Genomic DNA, 23,085 nt, shown 5'->3' with positions numbered 1-23,085 from the left:
AAGAGCTTAAGGCATAACGCGAAAAGCTCAAAGCTTTTATTAGTTTATTTCTCCAATACACATAAAAAGGCTTTGAGCCCTAAGCTTTTTTATGGTTTTACCACATCCAATATCGGTTTATCGACGCCAGCTAACTGGTCTTGCTCAGGCTTTAACAGTTCCAGAACCTCAACATCATTATATCCCTTCTTTAACCATTCAACCGGCAGGTATAAAGTTTGCTGTGGACCGATGCCCCAGTACCGGCCAAGGTTATGCCCGTTTACCCATACCACACCCTTGCCCCAGTTACTCATGTCAAGGTAGGTATCCCCTAATTGATCCAATTTAAAGCCACCTTTCCTGATCACCGGCGATTGAGCATTTTGCCTTGCGGCAGAGAATTTCACAGTGCTTAGATCATGAAACGGCAGCGAATACATTTTCCAATGCTGCAATTCTGTTCCGTTTAAAATCACCTGTTGAGTAATCCCTTTTTTATTTTGCAAAAGATACTTGCCAAAGTTGATACGGCCAAGGTTTTCTACCAAAATATCAAGCGTTACTTTACCTGCCGGAAGTTTTAAATACAGGCTGTCCTGATTAAGCCTGCGATCAAGCGTGCCCACTTTTTTACCATTGATCATGATCACTGCATAATCTCTCAGTTCTTTAAGTTTAAGCTGCCCGCCTTTGCTTCCGCTTAAAACTGTGCGGTATAACACAAAACCATAGTCCTGGTGCAGGTCTTCAAAAGTGAGCGGGGTAATATTTTCTTTAGCCGCCGGTAAGGTATTTAATAAACTTACCGATTGCGTTAGCTTAACAGCAGGAATAGTAATTACCGGCTTAGCTGCCGGTACGTCGGGCAATTGCATACCGGCAGGCAAATGCTTCCGGATCACTTGCCTGAACTGCATAAATTTCGGGGTAGCATTACCCGCCTCATCTAAGGGTGCATCATAATCATAGCTGCTCGTTTGCGGTTCATAAGGCGAGGTATCTTTAAAATTTGCGCCATTCATAAACGCACGGGTAGTACCACCATCAAACATGTACATGTTGATAGAGATACCCGCTGCCAGTACAGAATCAAGCCTACCAGCATAACGTTCGGCAAGGATAGTGTGATGAGCAGTTCCCCACCAATCAAACCAGGCCGGATACCACTCGGCAATATAATACGGGCCCTTACCATCGTGATTTTCATTAATGATATTTTTAACCTTTGCAGGATTATCAAGGCCGTTAACAGCGGGCAGCAATCCAGGCAAATGACCGTTCACCAGGTCGGGCGCCGGGTCGCAGGTATATAGCAATCCGTCAAAACCGGCTTCTTTAAAAAACTTCTGATTAATGCCCAGGTATTCTTTATCACTGCCGTACGAACCATATTCATTTTCGATTTGTACCATTAAGATATTACCGCCATGATTTATCTGCAGCGGGGCCAATTGCTTGCCAACCTCTTTAATGTAGCTTTGATACTCCTTAAGATATTGAGCCTCTTTACTACGTACCTCAAGGCCTTTTTCGTTTTGCAGCCAGTAAGGATATCCTCCAAATTCCCACTCGGCACATACATATGGGCTTGGGCGAAGGATCACCCACAGGCCTTCCTGCTGAGCAATACGAACAAACTCGGCCACATCGTTATTACCGCTAAAATCAAACTTGCCTTTTTGCGGCTCGTGCAGGTTCCAGAAAACATAGGTACCAATGGTATTTAAGCCCATTGCCTTAGCCATTTTCATACGGGCGCGCCAGGCTTCGCGAGGCACCCGGGGGTAATGCATTTCGCCCGAGATCATCTGGAAAGGTTTCCCATCAAGCAAGAAAGCTTCATCGCCTAACGCAAAGGTATGTTTGGGTGCCTGGCAGAAGCCGGTTATGCCCAGGCTTAAAAATGTTAAAAAGGATATAATAGTTTTTTTCATTATAGTGACTATCGGTTCAGCGCTTCCGCGTTTTTTTGTTTGTAATAATTTTGAAGAATATAAAATGCTTTCTTTTTGTTGCCTTTATCATCATAAAGGCCCTTGCGGTTCCAGCCTTCCTGGTACACCGGGTTATTCCGTTTGGGCGACCGGAAATCGGCCATTACCCATGGCGACAAGCCCACGAAATTTGCAGGCATCCGTTTAAACATGGCCACCTGCTCTTTAAAATACCATTCCTGGTATTCCTCGCTGAAGCGGGTCAATGAATCGGCATGAAAACCGGTTTTAGCTTCGGCCCCGGTTTCGCTGATAAATAAAGGTTTATTGTATGGCGTGCTCCAGTTTGTAGTGCGGCATTTATCAGGCAGGCCGCCATACCAGCCAAGGTATTCGTTAAAAGCAACAAGATCAACAAACTCACCCAGCGGATCATCCACCACATTCAAATCTTTACCCGAGCCATAGTTCACCTCAAGCGCCGCCGAAACCAGGCGCGTATCATCCAGTTGTTTGGCCCTGATAATCAGATCATGCATAAAATTCGTACGTGTTGGGCTCACCGGTGTTTCGTTCCCAACCGACCAGATAATGATACTGGCGCGGTTATGATCGCGTGTAATCATTTCACTAAGCTGCGCTTTTGCCTTTTCAAGTACTGCTGCGTTGCCAAAGTCAATCGTCCAGTAAACCGGGATCTCCGACCAAACCATAATACCCAGCGAATCGGCCAGTCGGGTTATTTTTTCATCGTGGGGATAATGTGCCAGCCTTACCATATTGCAGCCAAGCTCATGCGCCTGGGTTAACAATTGTTCGGCATCCTGCTGGCTGTAAGCTCTCCGTACATCCTGCGGTATTTCACCATGGATACAGATCCCCCGTAAAAATATGGGCTTGCCGTTTAACAACAACTGCGGGCCATGAGCTTCAATCGTACGAAACCCTATCTTATCTTCTGTTTTATCAGCTCCGGTGCTGATAATAACTTTATACAACTTAGGTATTTCCGGCGACCATAGCTGCACCTTTGGCAATTTAAAGCTCACCTGTGTAAGTAAGCCTGTTGCAACAAACTGCTTACTAAACTTAAGTTCGGGTATTTGTACGGTGATATTTTGACCAGTTGGCGGAGTATCGCTCAGTTTAACCCATCCGCTTACCTCCGGTTGTTTTGCGGGAGCCGCACCATTAACAGACTTTTTAAGCTGGATCACAAAATCGCGGATATAAGTTGCCGGTACTTCCACCAGTTTTACATCGCGGGTTATACCACCGTAGTTCCACCAGTCGGTATTGAGGGTAGGTACCTCATCGGCGTAGCGTTTATTATCAACCTTAACCACCAACAGGTTATCCTTTTCTTTAAGCAGCCCGGCAGGTACTTCAAAATTAAAAGGCGTAAAACCACCTTTGTGCATCCCCAGCTTTTTACCGTTCAGGTATACATCGGCCCTATAATTTACCGCACCAAAATAAAGGTACTGCCTGCCGCCATTGGCCGGTTTAACATAATCGAATGATTTTTTATACCAGATAGTTCCTTCGTAATAAGTAAACTCCGGCTTTTGATGGTTCCAGTCGCCGGGTACATCAATGCTATATTTATCGATGTAGCCATGCTCCTTTTTCTCAGTTTTATTAGCCGGGATGCCGCTGTTCCAATAGGCATCCCCATTTTTTTCGTTGAGCTCCTTATAGCGATAATCATAAAACCCGGTTTCGTAGGGATCAACAATGTATTGCCACTTACCATTCAGATCAAGCGATTTACGGTTTTGAATATTAGTGATCAGACTGTCCTGTGCAGCGGCCGTACCGGTAACGAACAGCAGGCAGCATAAGCTTATGAAGTTTCGCATGTTATTTCTTAAATACGTCAAGGTTCCAGTTATCTACCCAGTTTATTTCGATATCATCACCTTTAAAGCTGATGGGCAACCAGAGGTAACGGCCGTCAATGGCGTCTTTTGGAGCCCATTTATCGGCTATAAATATGAAGGCATCTTTTTTACCGGCAACAGGCAATACATGCGTGCTTTGACCGCCGTAAGTTATTTTGCTATCCTGTCCCTGGCAGGGGTTGCCGTGGTAGGTCCATGGCCCCCAGATTGATTTTGCACTGAACCAACGGGCGGCGTTGGGTGCCCAACCTGTACAGCCCGAGCCAATCATGTAATAAATTCCGTTACGTTTAAATAATGCAGGAGCTTCGGTTTGGTGGCCTATATAGATACGGATAAACTTACCTGTATGCCCTGTATAATCGGGAGTTAGTTCGGCCAGGTCAAGGGTGTAGTTTTCTTCGGATGAAAAAACGTGGTAAGCCTTGCCGTCGTCATCAACAAAAACGGTCATGTCGCGGGCCATCTGGCCGCCGGGCAAATCGCGGCAAAAAAACTTATCGGTTTCGTGAGCCGGATTAATACAGTTTATTTTATCACCTTCGGGTGTAAGTGCCGGATAAAACGGCATCTGCCCCGGGTTGGGGCGATAGCTTTTAATGAACTTGTACGGGCCGATCACCTTATCGCTTACAGCAACCCCGGCGCGGGCAGCGCTGTAGCCTTTGCCTAATAGTTCCAGGTGAAACCACATTACATATTTCTTTGTCTTTTTGTTATAAACAACTTTGGGCCTTTCCAGGATGCAGCCTTTTGCTATATCATTTGTGGTATCGGGCGAAACACTCAGCGAGATCCCCTCATCCTTCCAGTTGTATAAATCTTTTGACGAATAGCAATGAACCCCAACCATTGCCCGGTTGCCTGCATCGCCGGCAATTTTGTGTTCGCCAAACCAATAATAAACCCCATTATTATACAGAATGCCTCCCCCGTGGGCATTAATGTGCACCCCTTTATCATCTGGCCAGATTGCGCCCGGACTAAAACTGGTTAGTTTGGTTTGCGCACGACCGAGGATACTTAGCATCAAAAAGGCCGGCAATAAAAAACGATAGTATTTCATATAAAGATGTTGTATTATTTTCTGATATCAAGTGCATGATCGGCAGGTGCATCCTGGCCGCTCCAGATTTTAACTGCGGTCCAGGGTTCGTCCGCATCAGTCCAAAACGGATCGGTTTCGGGCAAGCCTAATGGTACAAAAACAGTAGCGCAGAAATAAAGGCTGCCGGTTGTAATATAAAAATCGGCCAGGCCGGGCTGCTTGCCATATAAACCCATATTAAGCCAGCCATCGGCAGTAAAAGTTTGCGGCGCGCCAAGCGTTTTTTTGATCATAGCTGTTAGCGCACATCTTACCTGTGCCGGTTTCAGGCTTGCAGGCAGTTGTTTTTTGTAAGCGATATTTGCTAAATGATGAAATGAGCCGCCACGGTAAACTATTGAACGGCCTATGGCCGGATAGCTCCCGTCGGCATTAATGAGGCGCTCGAGCACTTCGGCATAACGCTGACCTATGGCCAGTTCGCGCTGCTCCTCACGGGCATAAGTTTTCTTTTTAGCATTAACCTCTTCCAATATGGTGCTCAAATTGGGATGGATCACGATGCTGTTATAATAATCGAGATGAAAGTTCATGCCATCTGAATACATGCCGTCGCCAACATACCAGTGTTCGGTAAATTCACGGATGCCAAATTCAACCCTTACCGGGTCATAGCCTAAATCATATTTGCAAAAAAACGCTTCGATCATCCCCGAAAACAGGATCCAGTTGGAGTAAACCGGAACAGTTGCCCGGGTAGTTTTCATTACTTCAACCACTTGTTTTTTGGTGACATCATCAAGGTGCTCCCATAACCATGGACTCCGCACCAAGGCAAAAGCAACAAACGAGGCATCAACCAATGGCTGGCCACCGCTCCATTGCATATAGTCTTTAGCCTGCGGATTAACTGCGTTTGCAATAGCCTTTAAAGACCAGGCCCTGTATTGTTCGCGAAGTTTTACCTCGGCTGGATCACCCCCTTCTAATTGTAACCACGGTGCTATACCACACAATGTACGACCAAAAGCTTCCAGGTATCCCACCTTAGCACGACTTTCCTTATTATCAACCCTATCAGACAATTCCATGAACATTTTTTCTTTAAGCTGGTCAGCAGCAAGGTTGCTAATCACCGGCCGGGCTACCTTATCCATGTAGCTTAACCACAATTTCCTGTCGGACACCTGGGCGATATTCTTTTTGCTTTGGGCGGATGCACAAAACGGAGCGCTTATCAATAGAAAGTAAAATATGAGTTTCTTCATCCGGGATGTTTATTTGTTTATTATACTTTGATTCAAGTTCCATGTGGTAAGTCTCAAGTCGAAAGCCCTAAGTCTTAAGTCGTTTTTTCTTAAAATATGTCTAAGACTTTCGACAGACTTTCAACTTTAAGGCGTCCATTCCAATACCTGTACGTTAGTGGGCGGTATACTGGCTTTCCCTTCACCATCAACCTGGGTTACCTGTTGTACAAACAGGTTAAGAATCTTTTTATCTTTCCATAGCTCAGTATCATAAGTCGGTTCCCATTCCCCTACAGGCATGGTAGTTAAATCACTAACCTGCCAGTTTGAAGTTTTCAGGTCGGCATTCATCGCCATCGAAACTTTATTACCGCGTTCAGCGTCCCTGAAAATTAGTGCTGCTGATTGCATCCCGCCATTGTTCCACGTAATGATCTGCGGGCGAGATATCGGGATCCGTTTGGTACCTGTGCCTCCAAGGCTGAATGCCGTTTTCCTAAAACCAAGATTGGCCGAATGCCAACCACTGCTGGTTTTAAAAACAATATGATACTGCGGTGCAGTTGAACTGCTATCGCGCCAATAGGTTGCGATAAAAGGGTAGCCCCCGTCATCGGCAAACATGGATGTTTGATTGATGAGCTCGCTGTGCTGCGGAATCCGGCATGCGTACTCAGCATTAGCAGCATTAATCGGGAGCATATATTTTTCGCCAGTCGATTTTCCCCAGGTTAAACCTCCGTCGTTTGATCGGGCGTAGCACATGTCATGATTACTTGCTACGTCTGGCGTTTCTCGCCATACCCATGAAATATGGATTGTCCCTTTTTTATCGATGCACATTTGCCAGTAGGCATTGCGTTTGCCCTCACCGTCAATAAGATTTTGCTGTATGTTAACCCATTTTTGAGTAGTTATATTATACCTGTTCATGACCAGATTTCCGTTACCCGAACCTCCGTCGCGGTAAACAAATAACAGATCGCCATCTTGTAAACGATAAAATTCGGGATAGCTGACCTTGTTTTCGCCAACCCCTGTCATGCTTTGTTGGGCCGACAAAGTTAGGCTTCCGGGCTTAATGCTTTTAGCATAGTTTAAAGTCTGATTATGGTGCCCCCAGGCAACATGCAAATAACCGGCACCATCAACCATGATACTGATATCCTTATGGGCATCAGCAGCATCGGCTTTATATTGCGTCGCAGCAACCTGCCAGTTACCAGATCCGCTTTTTCTCTTAGCCAACACTAAAGCCTGGTCGTTGTTATAATAAGCAGTGTATTGTTCACCCTTAAAAGCAACTAATGAGTTTTTGCGAAAAACAACTGTATTGACAGAGTTATTAGCCCAGCCCAAACCAATAGTGGTAGTAGTTACCTTGTCGGTTTGAGCAGATACAACAATAGTACTCCCAAACAGGACACATATAAAAAACAGCGATCTTAAATGGTATAGCTTCATAAAAAGTAAAAGTAAGGGCAATGGATATTGCCCTTACTTTTTATTTGTGTTTTAATTTAATAACCCGGATTTTGCTCCAGCACCGCATCTTTATTCAATTGAATTTCAGACAGCGGGATAGGTAGCAGCAGATTCTTAGCTGCGAGCCCGGTTGTTGGGTGAACGGCATCGTTACTATTAAGCCGCGTGGCACGGTCAACCAGTGTACCTGTACGCATCAAGGTTTGGCGGCGGTTTTCCTCGCCGATCAATTCCCTGGCACGTTCATCAAGTATAAAATCAAGTGTCATTTGCGCGGCCGTTACCTGTGGTGCATTAGCCCGCGTCCTTAACACGTTAATAGAAGTGGCTGCATCAGCAGTTTTACCTTGTTTAAACTGTGCTTCGGCGAGTAACAGGTAAGTTTCACCTAAACGCATCATGATAAAATCCTTGATCATGGCGTAGCCAAAAGTATCGTTAGGATCAAACGCGCCCCATTTAGTTGTACTCGGGCAAATCCTGAATAAAGTATCCGCACCGGCAAATGGTACAGGTTTTCCTAATAAAGCAGGGAACTTAGGATCATTATAATAGTATTGTCTTTTAATGCTGTATTGTGAATTACGAAGATCGCCTTGAGGGTACAAGCCGTAAAGCACCCAGTTGCTTAACCTAAGCCTTGCAATGCTTCGACCTCCTAATGAGTCACAAGGTAACATACCTGGAACTGCATAATAAGCAGCTCCCCATACCCGGCGTTGCTGGGCATTATCCACATTACCACCAACTACAACAGATGGATTTTCCTGCTCAAGTACCCAAATAGCTTCAGTGTTTCCCTGTGCCCTGCGCTCATTGCCATATACAAACATATCCGAATAATAATCGCCAGCGCCGGTTGCTCTCACACCATAACGGGCTTGGATAAGGCTAAATTTACCACTGCTGATAACCGCTTGTGCCTGTTGTTCGGCAAGGTCGTTTTTACCCATACGTAGGTACGCTTCAGCTAAAAGCTGCATGGCCATATATTTATTAGCCCTTCCCACCGGTTTCCCCTGAGCATTTGTTTTCGAGTTACCTGCATTTAAATCAGATAGGTTAGTGCTTGCATAAGTAAGGTCACTTACGATAAGCGCATTTAGCTCATCAAGTGATGCACGGGTAAAATTTGTTTTAGGAACAGTTAACGCGTGATCCGTAAGCGGAACTTTTCCAAACAGGGTAACCAGGTTATTGTAGGCATAGGCCCTGAAAAACTTTGCCTCTGCTTCTACCTGCTTTTTACCCACAGGGCCTAATTTTGTGTTTGAAGGGTTTTCGGCATTATCAATGATGATGTTGGCATTATTGATAAGCGCGTAATATTTACCCCATATATAACTGGCGGCGCCATCTTGTGATGTTAACAGGCTGTAGTTATAATAAGGCACCTCTATGCCCTGCTGCTGGGCTGTAGCGTTCGCCACATCGGTACCTACCTGCCAAACACTTGGCCAGCCTTGCGCACCTGAATAGGTTAGGATACCGGTTTCAAGGTTGTATAAACCTATTGCCGATGCCTCCATACCCAATGAATCGGTAACAGTAAGGGGAGTATATGACGAGTATGGTTTTTCGTCGAGATATGATTTTTTGCAAGATGCGAATGCTGTTAACACACCTGCAAAGAGTAATATTGCTGAATAGTTTTTCATGTCTTTTTACGGGTTAGTTATTTTAAAGAAATATTAGCACCTAAAATGATTGTACGGGTTTGTGGATAATTATTTACCCAATCGCCCGATCCGCGGGTTGAGTAATTGGCCTCAGGGTCCCATCCTATCCAGTTTGTAAACGTTTTCAGGTTTCTACCGCTTAAATAAAAGGTTAAACCGCTTATGCCTGCTTTATCAAGCAACCTTTGAGGAACTACGTAACTAAAAGTCACATCTTTAATACGTGTATAGCTGGCATTACGCGGATAACCATAACCACGCGTGTTGGTATAAGTTAATGACTGAAACTCGTTGCTATTATTGGTTGGTGTCCAGTAACCAACCGCGGCAGGCGTATTTCTTCTGCCCGATTCATCAGCGTAATTTAAATCGGCGTTATTTTTTAACATACCCTGTGCCGTTTGTACAAAGATGCTCAGGTTAAAATTCTTATAATGAAATGTGTTGGTTAAACCGCCGGTCCATTTAGGGTCCTGCTGTCCCAATATTACCCTGTCCCCATCGGCAGTAATTTTACCATCGCCGTTAATATCGGCAAATTTCAAATCCCCCGGCTTAGCAACGGGATCCTGCTTGGAAGGATCTTCGCCTGTTTGCCAAACACCCGTCATTTTGTAATCATATATCACATTGATAGGCTTGCCTATAAACCATTTGTTACCTATGTCATCTTTCCCATCGCCATAAAGGGCAACAATTTTATTTTTATTTGCTGCAAACACAATAGTACTTTCCCATCTAAAATCTTTGCCATCAATATTGCGGGTATTTAATGTTACCTCAATACCTTTATTTGCTACCTTACCTATGTTATCAACAACCTGGTTGTAACCGGTAATGGTTGGTAGGGCGCGGTTTAATAATAGTCCGGTTGTTCTTGAATCATAATATTCCACGGTACCACTGATTCTGCTATTCAACACAGAAAAGTCGGCCGCGATATTAGCCTGGTTAGTGCTTTCCCAGTGCAGGTTTCCGTTACCAAGATTGTTTGCCTGTATACCTACGGTACTTACCCCATTAAAAGGAAACCTTACCGTACCATCCGATGTAATGGTTCTGTAAACACTTACCGCCTCGTTACCGGTTTTACCGTATGATGCCCTAAGTTTTAAGTTATTGATCAGTTTGGAGTTTTTGAGAAAATCTTCGTTACTTACATTCCAACCAAGAGCTGCAACCGGGAACCAGCCATATTTGGAAGTATTGGCACCAAATACTGATGAACCGTCCCGCCTTACGGTCAGGGTTACCAGGTACCTGCTGTCATATGAATAATTCAACCTGGCCATTTGCGAATTAAGCGCATACCTATCTGAATAACTCCCTGAAAAGCCATTTACACTTGCGCCTGATACTGTTGCGCCAATACCAATCTGGTTAAATGACAGTTCGTCGTTTATATAACCAGTGCCGGCTATTCCCGAAATGAAATATTTACGCTGCTGCGCGCTGTATAAGCCTGTAAAATCGATCCGGTGCTTGCCAAAATCGCGGGTATAAAGCAAAAGGTTATCCAGCGTATAACTATTTGTTTCGGAACTTACCGCGGTTGCCGAACCTAAAGGCGTATTAGCCAAACGGCCGCTATAGCCGTCTACACGGGTAGGCAGGTAAGTATACCCGGCATTTAAGCGATATTTTAAACCTTTAAGCACGCCGCCAAACTTTATTTCGGCATAACCATTACCGCTGATGTTTACGCTGCGGTTTATCTGATTAGTAGTTAAGCCAAGCAATGGGTTAACATATAGCTGTTCGGGGGCCATTGGGTAAATGGCATAAGTGCCATCAGCATTATACATGTTACCATAGGGGCTCATGGCTGTAGCGTTCAGTAAGTTTGCCCTGCCGCCATCATAGTTATTATTAGCGAAATACAAATTTGCGCCCACGCTCAGGTAGCTGGTTACGTTTACATCCAAGTTTGAACGTACGCTTGCACGGTTATACTGATAGCCTTTTATCACACCTTTTTGTTTCAGATAATCGCCTGATAAAAAGTATTTAACATCGGGGGTACCGCCTGTTACACTCAGGTTATGATCCTGCATAAAGCCTTGCTGGGTAGTTTCTTTTACCCAATCAATAGTACGGCCCGCTGCATAGTTAGCCCTTTCTGAGTTATTATACACCGGCTCCGGGAATTGTTGAGTTAAGTGGTTTTGAGATTCATAATCAAGGAACTTCTGGGTAAATGAGGCCGGATCGCGTGGTTCAAGGATATGCCCCAGATTTTCATAACCGGCATATCCGTTGTAACGAATTACAGGTTTACCGGTAGTACCACGTTTTGTAGTGATCAGGATAACGCCTTGCGAGCCGTTAGCACCATAAATAGCAACTGCGGAAGCATCTTTAAGGATCTCCATTGATGCAATATCGTTGGGGTTAATATCATTAAGTGATCCTCCACTTTTTGTAAGCGGGATACCATCAACTACCACAAAAGGCCCCGAAGCTGCCGATATGGAATTTTGACCCCTCACCGTAACTGAAGGCTGGCGACCAGGAATTGATGATGTGGTGGTTACAGTTACCCCGGCAACGGCACCTTCTACGGCCTGCAATACGTTAGTTACCGGCAATTGTGATAAGCGGGACTTGGGTACCGTTGTAACCGAGCCGGTAACATCCGAACGTTTTTGTGTACCGTAACCTACTACCACTACTTCGTTAAGCTGCTTGTTACTATCCTCAAGTACGATATTTAGTGTGGTGGTATTTTTTGTAACCGTAATGAATTTGGCTACCATGCTCACAAAAGAGATCTTTAACGTTGAGCCTTCCGCAACTTCTATTTTAAAAGTGCCATTAACATCGGTTGTGGTTGATTGGGTTGTGCCCTGGATGTTTACAGTTGCACCGGGCAACACATTGCCGGTAGCATCTTTTACAACACCTTTTACATTAATTTTTGTTTGCGCGCTTGCCAGTTGAGCAATGCCTGTGAGCATCATCATTAAAAGCAATACGGAAAAACTTTTTAAGAGAGTAAATCTATATTTCATAATTTAATTTGGTTTATAAGGGTTCATTTAATTTGGAATTTTGTGTGGTAACTGAGCCTATCCGGGCCGATTTAACACTACGGCATTAGCTGCCCGGTTGCGCATTTTTGAAATTTTCATTGCATTAATTTTTAGTTTATGATTGCCGGCAATAAAATATTGGTACTGATTATTGCCTGTCGGTTGAAACGAAATAAGCGGAATTTGGCTTTGCGAGAGAGGGGTAAAACTATAAATTACCGGGGTCAAAATATATAAAAAACCCTCTTTTTGATAGTTTTTTGTAGAATAAGCGATAAAATAAGTGTCAAATTAACTTTTATTTTTTCCGGAAAGCTTTTCTTGTAATGGCACACCAACACTGTTAAAGACAGGCCTATTTAGAAGAGTTTTTTTCAAACTCGTTCATACGATACGAAATTTGAAAATTGGCGCGGTGTTTTTTGATAAAATCAGACGGATTGATCCCGTATTGTTTGAAGAATTGTTCGCGAAAGTATTTCACATCGCTAAAGCCAACCTGGAATGCAGCTTCATTAACATTACAATTGGTTTGAATGAGTAATTCGGCAGCTTTGCGCAGGCGCACAAACCGGATAAAGTTATTGACCGATTGCCCCGTGATGTTTTTAAGACGTTTAAATAAGGTTGCATAGCTGATACCTATCTCTTTGGCCAACACATATACATCAAACTGATCGTCGGTAAAGTAATGCTCAATTACCGAAATACAGTTATTCAAAAAGTCCTTATTTTCCTGTGAGATACTGCGGCCTGTACTTTTCTTAGTAACCTCCTTATAAAAGTAATTTTGGAGTTCGGTTTTGTTGCGCAACACGCTTTTTACCCGTGCTATGAGCAATTCTTTATCAAAGGGCTTGCGTAAAAAATCAATGGCTCCTTCATCTATACTTCTAAGCATAATATCCGGGGTAGTATCGCCGGTTAAAAGGATAACGGGGATATGGCTTATGGCCTGGTCTTCTTTAACAATCCGGCACAGTTCAAGCCCGCTGATACCATCCATCACGATATCGCTTATAATTACATCGGGGATATGCTTCTTGATAAGTTCAAGGCCTGTGGTACCGTCCTGCGCCTCGATTACGTTATAGCCCGGCGTAAAAATCTTTTTGATGTATGAACGGATCTGGTCGTTATCATCAATCACCGTAAGCGTATGCCTGGCCGAGCTGAATAACTCCAATCCGGTCAGGTCATCTTCTTCCGGCATAGCGTCTTTGTTATCTTCGCTAATAAGCTCGTTTACATACGTGTAATCCGGCATAACATCGTCAACAATAACATCTCCCGAAAAATGAGCTTTACCCTTTAGCAGTTTAAGTACAAATGTAGTGCCCCCCTCAGGGTTGTTTGAGTAGCTAATATTACCTTTATGACTTTCTATAAAAACCTTAACCAGGTATAAACCTATGCCAAAACCTTTGCGGAAGTAGTTTTTATCCTTTGCCTGGTAAAATTTATCAAACAACCTGTCGCCCGCCTCGGCATTTATACCTATACCATTATCAATTACTTTAAAATATACATAAATATCGTCCTGTTCAATTACAACGTGGATAATCCCGTTATCCGGAGTAAATTTTATAGCGTTTGAGATGAGGTTAAACAACGCTATTTCTATCTTTTCGAGGTCGCAGTATACCTCAATCGCATCCGATCCGCCCTCGAGTGTATAATTAAGGTTCTTGATCCTGGCTTGCTGAATAAAGCACGAATAAACCTCGTTACATAAAGTCACAAAATTTAACCTGCTTACTTTCAGCGAAGCATTTTCGCTTTCGGTTTTCCTGAAAAGCAGCAAATGATCAACCAAACCAAGCAGTCGGCGCGCATTGCGGTAAATTGTGCTCAGCTCTTCTGCATTTCCTTTACTTTGATTAAGAAGGTCCTTTATCGGGTTAATAATAAGCGTTAACGGGGTCCTGAACTCATGCGATACATTGGTAAAGAAAGTCAGTTTCTTTTCGTTGAGCTCCTTTTCTTTCTCCACCTGCAGGTTGGCCAGCTTTACCTTAAACCTGAGTCTGGCCTGGTTTAATCTGTACCTGTAAAACGCGTAGCCTATAGCAACTATTAATGACAGGTAAACTATATAGGCCCACCAGGTACGGTACCAAGGTGGCAAAACAATAATTTTAATGGTAATGGGTGGCGCTGTCCACTGTCCTTCCGTATTGGTAGCCCTGATTTTCAGTGTATAGGAGCCTTCATTGAGACGCGAAAAGTAGGCCGACTTTAGCTTGCCTACATAGTTCCAGCCATGGTCCCAGCCCTCAAGGTAATAGGCGTAGGAGATCTTTTCGGGAAATGAATATTCAAGCGCGGTATAACTGATGTTCAGCGTTGCCTGGCTAAACGGGATGGTTACGTTTTTTAGTTCATTTAACGGCAGTTTTGGGCCATATGCACTATCAAGCTCAATTGATACGTTGTTTATTTTAAAATCAGAAAGCATGAGCCGGGGCTGGTGTGCATAAGGAGCGATACTATCGGGCGAAAACAAATTAAACCCTTTGATGCCGCCGAACAACATTTTGCCCGATGCCAGCTTTAACGCCGCGTTGTAATTAAACTGGTTGCTTTGCAAACCATCAGATGCATTGTAATTGGTGATCTTTTTTGTTGTTACATTAAAGTTGGAAAGGCCATTATAAGTACTGCACCATAAATTGCCGCTGTTATCAACCAATATATTCAGTACAGTATTGCTCGGTAACCCTGCCGATTCGGTATATCTTTTATACTGATGGGTGTCGGTATTATATTGAAGCAGCCCTCCGCCTTCGGTACCAATCCATAAATTGCGTTTATTATCTTCGGTAATAGCCCTGATGGCCTGGCCGATAAAATAAACCGGGTGTTTTTTATGCTGAACATCAATTTTGATGAGGCGACTATAATTTCCCGCCCACAAATTACCTCTATGATCTTCAAAAAGCGCGTGGAGGTTTACCAGGCTGTTATCAAAAAGTTCAAACTGATCTTTGGCTCTATTATACAGAAACAATGCCCCTCCCCAGGTACTGCCTGCCCACAAACGGTGCTGCGAATCTTCATAAAGCTTCCAAAAATTCCGTTCTTCTTTTTTATCCACCGGGTTATAACAGCTATAATGTTTAAACCGGCCGGTTGCATTATCAAACGCATCAATGCCACCATTAAAGGTTGCCACCCAAATCTTATTGGTATAGTCGTTTAAAATACTTACAACAAAATTACTGCTGATAGATCCCGGAATATTTTGGTGTACATAGGCAGTAAACGTATTTGTTTTAGTGTTCCAGTAATTTAACCCGCCGCCGTCAGTGCCAATCCATACATTATGCTGCTTATCTTCGCAAAACGACAGGATAAAATTATTGATAACACTGTTTTTATTAAAAGCATCATGCGCGAACACATGAAAAGAGGCCGGTTTGCGGTCAATAATGTTCACGCCACCCCGTAAGGTTGCTATCCAGATCCGGGATTCATCATCCTCATAAACAGCATCAACAGCATCGCTCCGTAAGCTATTAGGTGTTTCGCCTGCATTGATATAGATGAGCGTATTGGTCTCCGGGTTCCAAACTTTAATCCCTCCCCCATTGGTTGCAATCCAGATATCGCCGTTTCTTGTTGTGGTGAGGCTAAAAATATTGTTGTTGGTCACTTTGTTAAGCCCGTTCTCCAGCCTCGTAGTTTTCAAGGTGACAGGATCATACATCCATAATTCATTACCTGCGCCTGCAATAATTTTACCTTTTCCATCAATGGTCATACAACCTGCATATGCCAGTTCTGGTGATACAATTTTTATCTTTTCAGCCGGTGCATCGTATCTGCCAAGCCCAACCCCGTTTACCAGAATCCAGATAGTGCCCTGCGTATCCATCTGGGCAGCAATGGTATTAAACTGTTGTTTTTTGACATCATACAGGATCTCTTTGCCAATGGTATCTGTTTTCCCAAATTTTAGGAAGCCGTATGTACCATTGGTAGCGAAAATATTACCCGACCGATCGGAGACTATCTCATTGATATTAAACCCAATTTTAATTGGCTCATGCTTTTCATTATAACAATAAAGCGCATGAAAGCGCGAGTCGGCATAATCAAAATACATGAGTCCTTTTTCGGTTCCTACATATATTCGTCCGCCGCTGGCGTTAATGGATTTAATGTGATTATTGACGAGCGAGTTTTTATCTCCCCAGATGTTCCGGAAGACTTTAAATGTGTAACCGTCATACCTGTTGAGCCCGTCATAAGTTCCCATCCACATAAAGCCATATTTATCCTGTGTAATACAGGTTACCGCATTGTTTGAAAGACCATCTTCAATACCTAAATACCTAACTGGGAAACCAGGGTCTTTTGCTATGGCTGCTAAAGAATAGCATATAAAAAAAATGAGCAAAAAGGCCTTTAATCGCTGAAACATTCGCCGTATAATCAATAACTGGTTGTTTTCAAAGGTATCAAAATGTAGCAGGCTTTCATTCGCAAATTTTATCCTGTTTTGGTACATCATAAATTACAATACATCAAAAGTGTATCAGAAAATATAAAGAAAATAGAGCAACCAGCAACGACAAATAATTAACAATTAATTATATTTGGGAGATTGTAAACCTGTTCTTAATAAACATTATTGTGTATGACCGTCATCCCAAAAAATGGGAGAATGCAGTAATTATTCATTTAAAATTATTGCAGGCTACACTACTTATTGAAAACATTTGATTAAACATTTACCTGCATTGACTAAGTATTTATTTATTTTTTTTATATGCCTGTGGGCTTTTACTTCCCGTGCTCAAAATATACTCCGGGTTGATAAAAGTATTCAGCAACATAAGTTTACCCTTAACGAGGTAAAATACCTACAGGATAGCACCGGGAAACTAACTTTCCGGGATATACAAGAAATGAGCTCCTCTTTTACCGAAAACAGCTCATACTACCCCAGCAATCACCATAAAAACTCTGCTTACTGGTTTCGCGTGCGGATGTACTTTAGCGAACCGGTAAACAACAACAGCATTATTGAGCTGTTTGATCAAACAACCGATGAGGTAACGGCTTATATGCCTGATGCGGCAGGTAACTATATCAAAAGTGAATCGGGCGCTAACCTTAATTTCAATAGCAGGCTTTTCCATCATAAAAACTTTGAGTTTCTGATCGGGGATACCAACCCTGGTTATCATACCTATTATTTCAGGATCAAATCGCACAATGCGGTGAACGTTATCATAGTTTATCGTACTATTAATTACTTTATTCATTATGCGCTTAATGAATACTTAACCTATGGCTTGTTTTATGGCATGATCCTTATTTTTTGTTTCCATAACCTGCTTATGTTCCTTGCGGTTAAAAAGAAACAATACCTGTACTACGTATTTTACATTTTAAGCGTAGGCCTTTACGAAATGAGTGCCGATGGCATCGCGTTCCAATATTTATGGCCGGGAGCGCCAGCTTTAAATAATTACGGGAACGGCACTGCCCTATATTTTACCAGTATTTGCGCCCTGATATTCAGCAAGGAGCTATTGCAGGTTAAAATAAAAGCTCCGCAGTTTAACAGGCTAATCAATTGTGTGATATTGCTGCGCACCACCTATTTTCTGTATTGCCTTATCTTCAACAATTCGCTGTTTGTATATAAGTTTGTTGAAGTGATCCCGCTATCGCTGGCTTTTGCTACCGGTGTGTATATCTATAAAAACGGCTACAAGCCGGCCCGCTTTTTTGTGCTGGCCTACTCGATTTTGTTTGTGGGCTTTATAGTTAAAGCGTTTACTGCCCTTGGTTACGCTTACTTTTTACCCGCACCTATAAGCTACTATAGCCTTAGTTTTTGTTTTATTATTGAGATGATACTGTTATCATTTGCCATTGGCGACCAGGTAAGGATCCTGCGAAAAGAGAAGGATGCAGCCCATGAAGAAACCATACGGCAAATGCAATTGAACAGCCAGTTGAAGGATTCGATAAATGAAGAATTGGAGCGCCAGGTTGAAATCCGCACGTATGAACTGGTTGAAAAATCAAACGAGGTGAGGCAACAAAGTCAGATCATCGAAAACCAAAACAAAGAATTGTTACGGGCCAACGAGCAGTTGGAAAAGCAGGCCGGTGAAATATTAAGAATGAATATTTTACTTGAAAAAGATAATGTTCAGCTCAAAACAAACATTGAAAAGGTTACCGAATCACGAGCGTTATCCACAGAGTTGGGCTATGAAGAATTCAGCGCAAAGTACCCCGACCAGGAAACCTGTTTTAAATTCCTGTCGGCTTTAAAATGGAAAGATGGCTTTATCTGTACCCGCTGCTCAAATACAACATATTGTGCCGGAAGGTTGCCGCACAGCCGCCGGTGTACTAAATGCAGTTATGAAGAATCGGCATTGCATAATACCATATTTCAAAACAGCCGCATTCCTATCAATAAGGCTTTTTATCTAACCTATCTTATTTACAGTACTAACGGCACGATATCATCGCACCAGCTTTCCGAAAAGCTCGATATCCGCCAAAGCACCTGCTGGACTTACGCCATTCGTATAAAGAAAGTATTGCAGGAAAAGAAAAAATCAAGGAAAAAGAATGATCAGCAGGGATGGACGGTGCTGGTGATGTGAGAAGTAGCATTTCTTCTTTGTAGCATTTGGGGAGTGTTATTCGTTGACATTTTTCGCTGTTTGTATATAGTCTAAGTAAGTCGATGCCTCCGAAACCCTCGCGGATCCAAGCTATTCCATAAAATTGATTTGTCGTTTAATCAGCAAGGTGTATTGTTTTGCCCCTCTGGGGCAAGGGGTATTTCAATAATCTCACATGCTACAAACCTTTTGCACCTCTGGTGCACTTGTCCTTGGCAATTAATACCTATTTGTTAAATTATAAAAGTCCCCCAGAGGGGGAAAAGGTTTGTAGAAAAAAACGTCCTATCCCCTACCCGAGCCCCAGAGGGGCTCAACTCACGCACTTTACCCAATTTGACTATTGATTTTGTGGGTTAACTTAAATCTGCGAGAGCCCCTGAGGGAACAGCCCCTTTGTATTATCAATAATTCCTTTGATTAATTCATTGGTAAGGAACGTATTGGCTTTTCAATAGCGATTTTCTCCTCTAACAGGACGCGCCCCTCCTGTTTCCATCCCCCAAACCTTATTTCTGTTGCAATAGGGCAGGTTTTAACCACTCTCCAATCCCCTCAATTGTCATTTTTTAAAATATTTTCACTTTTTTTTCTTGTTCACCAAGCGTATCACGCGAAAAAAACAACGAGGTGTAACCTGCTGTAAATACGCAACTTCAACGTTTGAGTTTTTCGTTATCAAAACGTATCAAAATATATTTAAACATCTTAAAATCAATAACTTACATACAATAAACCTATTGCATTATTGATTTATTCCACGTTAAATTTACCCCACCAATTACCAGTTAGTAATACGCTTAACCAACAAATCGATTATATGAAGTAAGATCGCGCGGCAGTATTTACCTGCACCGCTATTGTGTAAACCAGGTTTGCCTATAGCCCATTCCGGCAGCCACGGGCTGCTTAACCAATTAAACAGCAATTAATTATGAAGAAAAAAATTACGCTAATTTTTGTTTTACTTATTACAATACTAACACGCACGTTCGCACAGGACATTACCGTGAAAGGTATTGTTAAAGACAGCCAGGGTCTGCCAATACCTGGCGCCACTGTAAAAAACAAGTCAACAGGTGCGGTAACCGTTACGGATTTAAAAGGCAGCTATTCTATCACAGCCAACGGCAACGCTACACTTGTTTTCAGCTTTGTGGGTTCGGCCACACAAGAGCAGCCGGTTAATGGACGCACAACAATTGATGTAACACTGGCCAATGCCAACAAACAGCTGGAAGAAGTTGTAGTAATAGGTTACGGCACACGTGCCGTTAAAGATGTTACCGGTGCCATCAGCAGTGTTAAGGCCGAGAAATTAGAAAATGAACACCCGGCCAGTGCTACGGATATTATCAGGGGCAATATCCCGGGTATATCGGTTGCCTTGAATACCTCGGCCAAAGGCGGCGGTACCGGCGATTTGCAGATCAGGGGTAAAGCCTCCCTTTCGGGCAACGTACAACCTGTTATCGTATTGGATGGGGTTATTTATCCGGGTCAGCTGGCTGATATCAACCCTAACGATATCGACCGTGTCGATGTGTTACGAGATCCAAGCGCACTTGCCGTATACGGTGCACAATCTGCCGGTGGTGTTGTAGCCATTACTACCAAAAAAGGTAAAAAGGGTGGTACTCAAATCACTCTGAATGCCAATTTCGGTATTGCTCAACTATTGCAAAATCAAAAATACTATACAGGCGATGGCTTCCTTAACTGGCGTGCCGACGGTGCCCGCAGTTCTAATACTTCAAATCCTTATTACTATTACAGCAACCCTAACAAACTGCCCGATGGTGTAACGCTTGCCCAGTTCCTCAATGGTGCTACAGGCGACCCAACTACCATCTGGCTGCAGCGTTTAGGTTTATTCCCTAACGAGATTGCCAACTACCAGGCCGGTAAAATGACCGACTGGTCAAAACTGATTTTCCGCAATGGCTTCCGCCAGGATTATACAGGCAGTTTTTCGGGAAGTTCAGAAACCGTTAAATATTATGTATCGGGCAACTACACTAAAAACCAGAACCTGATCCAGGGCGGACAGTATACCGACGGTCGTTTCCGCGTAAACCTGGAAGGTAAGGCAGCTAAGTTTTTAACCCTGGGCGTAAATGCACAGTTTGCAAGCCGTGATGAAGGCGCTGCCAGTACCCCGCTAAGCGGTCAGGGCATTGATGGTACCGAAGCCGACTGGACGCAGATCATTAACTCATCTCCTTATGGAGATGTGTACAATGCCGATGGCTCATTACGCCGTATCGATACCGATGACAGCGGTTTAAATCAGCGTAACCCATTTCTCGGGAACCGCTATAATCAAAACGTAGCGGTTCAAAACACGCTGTTCTCGGTACTTTTTGCCCGTTTGGATCTTCCTTTCGGTATTAAGTATACGGTGAATTATGCGCCAACCATCGAATCGTACCGAAACTTCTTTTTCCGCCCGGTAGCTAACCCTAATGAACTTTCGGGTGGTACTGCCATCCGTACACAGGAAAACCGCTACAGGTACAACCTCGATAATATTTTAAGCTGGAACAAAACATTTGGCATACATAGCTTTGATGCAACCTTCCTGCTTAACAAAGAAAAATACCAAACCTGGTATACCAATGCTTCAAATACACAGTTAACACCAACCGACATCCTGGGATACCACAACATCGGCGCCGGTAATTTGCCTGTGGAAAGCAGCGATGACCGTATTTATAACGCCGATGCCATCATGGGCAGGATCAACTACACCTTGTTGGGCAGGTACATCGTTACCGCCACTGTACGCCGCGACGGTTTCTCCGCATTTGGCTTGCAGCATCCGCGCGAGGTATACCCTTCTGGAGCAATTGCCTGGGTATTCAGCGATGAAAGCTTCATGAAAGGTGACGCTTTTAGATGGCTTGATTATGGTAAATTACGCTTCAGCTACGGCGCAAACGGTAACCGTACCTCTACAACCACTGCCGATCCATCTATCTCATTAGCTGTATTGGGTGGTATCAAATATCCAACAGCAAACAATTCAGGTACTGTAACCAACAACAGCGGCATTTATGTAAGCACGCTACAAAATGCCCAGTTAAAATGGGAACGTACTGTAGGTCCTAACATCGGTTTGGATTTCACCATATTACACAACAGGCTTAGCGGTTCGATAGATGTTTATGACCGTAAAACTACCGACCTTCTGGTTAAACGAAGTATTCTTGATGTTCAGGGCTACAACTCATCGGGCGATTTAGTTGGTGGGGCTAACAACTCCAACCCATACACCAACATAGGCCAGGTTAACAACAAGGGGTTTGAAATTTCATTGGATGGCAAGATCATTAAAAGCGAAAACTTTAACTGGAATGCCAGTGGAACGTTTTTCTTAAACCGCAACAAAATTGTTCACCTGTACGGTGCATTCCCGGTTACTGATGCCAACGGCGTTACCACCAATGTTGAAAAAGATGATATCGGCAACGGCTGGTTCATTGGTCACGATATCAACGCTGTTTGGGATTACAGGATCCTGGGTGTTTGGAAAACCGCAGATGCTACTGAAGCAGCTAAATACGGCGCTAAACCCGGTGATTTTAAACTGCAGGATGTAAACGGCGATTTTAAATTCACCAATGATGATAAGCAATTTCTGGGTTCAACCAATCCACGCTTTAGCTGGTCTTTACGCAATGATTTCAATTTCCTTAAACATTTCGATGTATCGTTCCTGCTGGTATCAAGCATTGGTCAGTTAAGGCAATACAACCAGGCTTTAAACAATCCGGGCAGCGTAGGCTTTGCCCGTATGAACTCATATGTATTACCTTATTGGACACCTGATAACGAGATTGACGATTACGCCCGCTTAAACTCAGGTTCATCAGGCACAACCATTAATGTTTGGCGTAAAGCTTCGTTTGTAAGGCTGCAAACCGCTTCTATCGGCTACACTTTCAGTCCGCAGCTCATCAAACGCCTGGGCATATCAAGCGCCAAATTATTTGTGAATGCAAGCAATGCAGCTGTGTTTTCAAGCTGGCCGCTTTGGGATCCGCAAAACGGCGGTCCTACTCCAAGATATTTATCAGCCGGGTTTAACGTAGTTTTTTAAAGGAGGGATT

10 protein-coding genes are annotated in these 23,085 nt (G+C 43.4%); 2 read left to right on the top strand and 8 right to left on the bottom strand.

Annotated features, from left to right (window positions below; all coding sequences use genetic code 11):
* Nucleotides 1-89: 89 nt before the first annotated feature.
* From ACEN82_RS05890 to ACEN82_RS05855, 8 genes are all read right to left on the bottom strand, one after another.
* Nucleotides 90-1,916, bottom strand: a complete 1,827-nt coding sequence (locus tag ACEN82_RS05890; protein ID WP_413318234.1) for a glycoside hydrolase family 35 protein — start codon at nt 1,914-1,916, stop codon at nt 90-92.
* Nucleotides 1,917-1,924: 8 nt separating this feature from the next.
* Complete coding sequence (locus tag ACEN82_RS05885) at nt 1,925-3,778, bottom strand: glycoside hydrolase family 2 protein (protein ID WP_413318236.1); 1,854 nt, start codon at nt 3,776-3,778, stop codon at nt 1,925-1,927.
* A gap of 1 nt (nt 3,779) precedes the next feature.
* Nucleotides 3,780-4,886, bottom strand: a complete 1,107-nt coding sequence (locus ACEN82_RS05880) for a glycoside hydrolase family 43 protein (protein WP_413318238.1) — start codon at nt 4,884-4,886, stop codon at nt 3,780-3,782.
* Between the two features lie 14 nt (nt 4,887-4,900).
* Nucleotides 4,901-6,136, bottom strand: a complete 1,236-nt coding sequence (locus ACEN82_RS05875) for a DUF2264 domain-containing protein (RefSeq protein ID WP_413318240.1) — start codon at nt 6,134-6,136, stop codon at nt 4,901-4,903.
* Nucleotides 6,137-6,262: 126 nt separating this feature from the next.
* A complete protein-coding gene (locus ACEN82_RS05870; protein ID WP_413318242.1) occupies nt 6,263-7,582 on the bottom strand; it encodes a BNR repeat-containing protein in 1,320 nt (439 codons plus the stop codon).
* Nucleotides 7,583-7,638: 56 nt separating this feature from the next.
* The gene (locus ACEN82_RS05865) at nt 7,639-9,261 is read right to left on the bottom strand and encodes a RagB/SusD family nutrient uptake outer membrane protein (RefSeq protein WP_413318244.1); all 1,623 of its coding nucleotides are present in this window, start codon (nt 9,259-9,261) and stop codon (nt 7,639-7,641) included.
* Between the two features lie 17 nt (nt 9,262-9,278).
* Nucleotides 9,279-12,293 (bottom strand): SusC/RagA family TonB-linked outer membrane protein, encoded by a 3,015-nt coding sequence (locus ACEN82_RS05860; protein WP_413318246.1) that lies wholly within the window; start codon nt 12,291-12,293, stop codon nt 9,279-9,281.
* A 376-nt stretch (nt 12,294-12,669) separates the two neighbouring features.
* Nucleotides 12,670-16,740, bottom strand: coding sequence for a hybrid sensor histidine kinase/response regulator transcription factor (locus tag ACEN82_RS05855; RefSeq protein ID WP_495644087.1), 4,071 nt, complete (start codon nt 16,738-16,740; stop codon nt 12,670-12,672).
* Between the two features lie 319 nt (nt 16,741-17,059).
* Here ACEN82_RS05855 and ACEN82_RS05850 point away from each other — a divergent pair, with 319 nt between their 5' ends.
* Nucleotides 17,060-18,952, top strand: a complete 1,893-nt coding sequence (locus ACEN82_RS05850) for a 7TM diverse intracellular signaling domain-containing protein (protein ID WP_413318250.1) — start codon at nt 17,060-17,062, stop codon at nt 18,950-18,952.
* A 955-nt stretch (nt 18,953-19,907) separates the two neighbouring features.
* Nucleotides 19,908-23,075, top strand: coding sequence for a SusC/RagA family TonB-linked outer membrane protein (locus ACEN82_RS05845; protein WP_413318252.1), 3,168 nt, complete (start codon nt 19,908-19,910; stop codon nt 23,073-23,075).
* Nucleotides 23,076-23,085 lie beyond the last annotated feature (10 nt).

The sequence above is a fragment of the Mucilaginibacter sp. Mucisp73 genome, assembly GCF_059491465.1.
The sequence above is the reverse complement of the archived record's forward strand: the minus strand, read 5'-3'. Positions and strand labels throughout refer to the sequence as shown.